The following is a 3,440-nucleotide window of genomic DNA, read 5'->3' as shown; positions in this document are numbered from 1 at the left end:
AGTGTTAGCCGTCATGTTATTTGACGATGTGGCCGTCATGTTTGGTGTTGTTGTGGGTGGCGTGAAAAGGCCCTGCCGGGTGGTTTCGGCAGGGCCTTTGTTGTCGAGGTGGTGTGGTGGTCGTCAGTCTGACGGGGGTTTTAGTCGCTGTTTTCGGTGATTGCGGATTGGGCGGCGGATTGGTCCACGATGGCTTTTCCGGTGGCGAAGGATGCGATCAGGGCTGAGATGGCGAGGTTGTTGATGGCGCGGGGGTAGCCGCGGGCTCCGTCGTGGATGGTGGTGATCGCGTCTTCTGAGAAGAGCGGGTCGGTGCGGCCAGCGTAGGAGAGGTGTGAGTGGATGTACTCGGCGGTGTCTTTGGGGCCCATGCCGTTGATTTGGAAACGGGTGGAGATGCGCTGGTCCAGGGCGGAGAGCACGGCGAGTTTCAGGCGGCGGCGCAGGGTGGGTTGGCCGACCAGGAGCAGGGCGAAGTGTGAGCCGGTATCCATGTCGGCGCTGGTGAGCATGCGCAGGGCTTCTAGTTCCTTGACTTCGAGTAGGTGGGCCTCATCGATGACGATCACGGGCAGACGGGAACGTTCATCGAGTTCCCCGGCAAGCAGGGACGCGGTTTGGGAAGCAAGCACGCCGGAGTAAAACGCTGGCGAGCCGCCGAGCGCGGTCACGATCCTGGTGTAGATCCCGCGCATAGTGATGGTCGGGTCGGGGATGTAGACCATTTGGTGGCGGGAGGGTTCCAGCCCTGCCAGTGCGGCACGGATCGCGACGGTTTTCCCGGCACCGACTTCCCCTGTCAACACCCCGGTTTGGTGTTGGGACACGCACCACTGGATGCGGGCGATGGCCTCGCGGTGGCCGGGGTGGGGGTGCAGGGCCTGGGGCGGGATGTCCCGGCCGAAGGGCATGCGGGTGAATCCGTAGTGGGACTGCAAACGATCGATACTCATCAGGATTCTCCTAGGTGTTCAAGGCCGGGCAGGGGCCGGTCGCCGGGAATCGCCCCGGAACGCACCCGCGCACCACTGCCGGTGTCGTTGCTTGTGCTGGCACCGGTGCTGGCCGTGGTCTGAGCGTCTGTGGTGATTTCTATGGGTGCCGGGGTGGCGATGGTGGCGAAACTGATGCGTGCAGCGGTCATGGTGGTGGCGTGGCGGGTTTCAAGCAGGCGGAGGTAATCGATACCGGTGGTGGTGTTCCTCGCCCCGGTATCGGCGTCTTTGGTGGCGTTGACGGCTTTGGGGTGAACGTGGCGGCGGACTTCTTGGAGTACGGCTTCTCCGGCGGGAATGCCCCCGGCTGCGGTCACCGCGACCGGGCCGGTCAAATCGAAGGGGTCATAGATCAGCTCGATCCTTGCCCCGGCCAGCAGCGGGTCGACTTGGTAAATGTTTCCATGCAGGGACACGGTGCCGGTCTTGGTGACCTTGCGGTGTTCGGACCAGCGGAATGCTTCGGCGATGACGTCTAGGTCCCGCCGGTCCGCGCGCCGGCCCTCCCAACTGGCCTCCCACCGCGCCAGCGGTGTCTGGCCCGTGCCCGAATGCACGCTGTGGTGGTAGGCCAGGTGCACCCAAGAGGAAAAGAGTGTGTTTAGTTCCTTCATGCTCGTGAGCGCTGTCCCCGAACCAGGTACCCCGTCCCCGGTGGCAGTGCCAGCACCAAGGGCCACGCCGTCACTTCCGACCGGGTTGGTGACGGTGATTTCAGTCAGGAATTGGGAGGTGACCGAGCCAAAGAAACGTTCGATCTTGCCCCGGCCCTGGGGCCGGTAGGGCTGGGAATGAACGAGCCGGATCCCGAGCTTCGCGCAGACCCGGGCCAGGGACTTATCAACGAAGGCAGAACCGTTGTCAACATACACAATCTGTGGGATTCCGTGGGTTTCCAGGGCCGGACGCAACACCGCTGAGAGCCTCACGGCGTCCTCGGCAAACGCCCACCGGGCAGCGGTAACCATCCTGGAATGGTCATCTAGGAACGCGAACAGGTACGTTTTCCGCCCGGCGATCCGGGGCCCGTGGAGCCCGTCGCCGACCCAGATCTCGTTGGGATGGTCAGCCTCGAAGCGGCCCGTGGCCTGGGCAGTGGCCCCGGTGGGGATATCCAGGGAACGAAAGTACCGCAACAGGGTCGATTCGCTCGGGGCGTCTCCGAGCGTTTCTACCATGATGCGTTTGACTTGAGCTGCGGTCCGGTTCGGGCGTTCACGCTTGAGGGTCTCGGCCAACGCCAACACCGTCGCCGGGGTGACCGGGGCGTGTGTCCGGGCCTTGGGCTTGAGTCCCTCGAACCCCTCCCGCCGCCAATCCTTGATCCACCGGTCAATGGTCTCCCGTGAGACCTTTACTTCCTGCCCGAACGGGCCCGGATGGGAGCGGGCAGCCACAGAACGCACCAAGGGCCCACGCTGGCGGGTAGTGAGGGAATCATCCACAAGGTCCTGAATGAGCCGGTACCGAAACAACGCGATCTCCTCCCTGCGTTCTTTTCGGGACACCGGGGACTGCGGGGATGGTGTGTTCATCATCGAGCACCTCACTTGCCGGGAGCCAAAGACCACCGGCAGCAGTGCCGGCAGCGTGTCTTCCAGCATGGGCCAGGGACCAGCACAGCCATAAGGGTCAACTCGTGTTGATCGTTTTTCTCCACCACGGGGCGCAGAAAAACCAGGGCCCTACAGCGGCGAGCCCGGCTACCTGCCACGTCACCATGTCAACGCCCCGACGCTCAGCAATGACGTGCGCATACGCAGCCACAATCCCAACCACCGCACCAATCCCGGCCGGTGCCGGGGCCGGCCAAAGCCCCGCGGCATCACCGGCATCCCGGAGCACCAAGGCCGTGAACGTGCCAACCATCGCCGGCGCAGCAGCGGCAACAGCCCGCAACCAGCCACGCACCGTTGACGGCGGCCGGCCCACCAAGGCAGCCACCCGCCGGTACCCGAACCCATTAACAGCCTTCGCCTCGATAGCGACCGCGATCACCGCAGCTTCATCGGCCCGCCGCCCTGCCAAGCCCACCGGTAACAACACCTGCGTCACCTTGCACCCGACACACCGGGCACGGCGGGGACGATGCACAACAACCCTGAAATCCGTGCCAACACCGTGGCGGATCCGCCGCGGCCTGGCCCAGGACCACGGCCGCAGCCGGCCCCCACACCCAGGACATTCCAGAACCCCGCCAAGCAAGTCCGACTCGACAGAATCCCCATCATGATCTACCGTCAGCATCAGCGCGCCTTTACGCGTTAGAACGACCTGATGCGGATCTTCGAAAATTGTGCATCGGGTCGTTTGTCTTTTAAGCAGCGATCAGCCACCCATCGCCAGCCTGACGCCGCCAACGAAACAAAACAAGACCCACCAGGAAAAAGCCCGCATCGTCACCCCCACTGACGCGCCCATCACCAAACCACGCGACGCTCAACA

The 3,440-nt window shown here is 63.9% G+C and carries 3 protein-coding genes; all 3 read right to left on the bottom strand.

Annotation, left to right across the window (positions count from 1 at the left end; genetic code table 11):
* Nucleotides 1-140 precede the first annotated feature (140 nt).
* Genes QMG25_RS20155 through QMG25_RS20145 form a run of 3 tightly spaced genes read right to left on the bottom strand, consistent with a single transcriptional unit; the run spans nt 141 to nt 3,041 of the window.
* Nucleotides 141-953, bottom strand: coding sequence for an ExeA family protein (locus tag QMG25_RS20155; protein ID WP_283462893.1), 813 nt, complete (start codon nt 951-953; stop codon nt 141-143).
* Nucleotides 953-2,599 carry a DDE-type integrase/transposase/recombinase gene (locus QMG25_RS20150; RefSeq protein WP_283462890.1) on the bottom strand — a complete coding sequence of 549 codons (1,647 nt, stop codon included), beginning with the start codon at nt 2,597-2,599 and terminating at the stop codon, nt 953-955. The genes QMG25_RS20155 and QMG25_RS20150 overlap by 1 nt, the downstream gene beginning before the upstream one ends.
* Before the next feature lie 28 nt (nt 2,600-2,627).
* A complete protein-coding gene (locus tag QMG25_RS20145; RefSeq protein WP_283462888.1) occupies nt 2,628-3,041 on the bottom strand; it encodes a hypothetical protein in 414 nt (137 codons plus the stop codon).
* Nucleotides 3,042-3,440: the final 399 nt, after the last annotated feature.

Origin of the sequence: Arthrobacter sp. H35-D1 (genome assembly GCF_030063185.1) — a bacterium.
In the GTDB taxonomy this organism is placed as follows: domain Bacteria; phylum Actinomycetota; class Actinomycetes; order Actinomycetales; family Micrococcaceae; genus Specibacter.
This window is presented reverse-complemented; position numbering and strand designations above follow the sequence as displayed.

Excerpts from the sequence above, each read along its gene's own strand:
- QMG25_RS20155 (WP_283462893.1), bottom strand. The coding sequence starts at position 953 with ATGAGTATCGATCGTTTGCAGTCCCACTACGGATTCACCCGCATGCCC.
- QMG25_RS20150 (WP_283462890.1), bottom strand. The coding sequence starts at position 2,599 with ATGCTGGAAGACACGCTGCCGGCACTGCTGCCGGTGGTCTTTGGCTCC.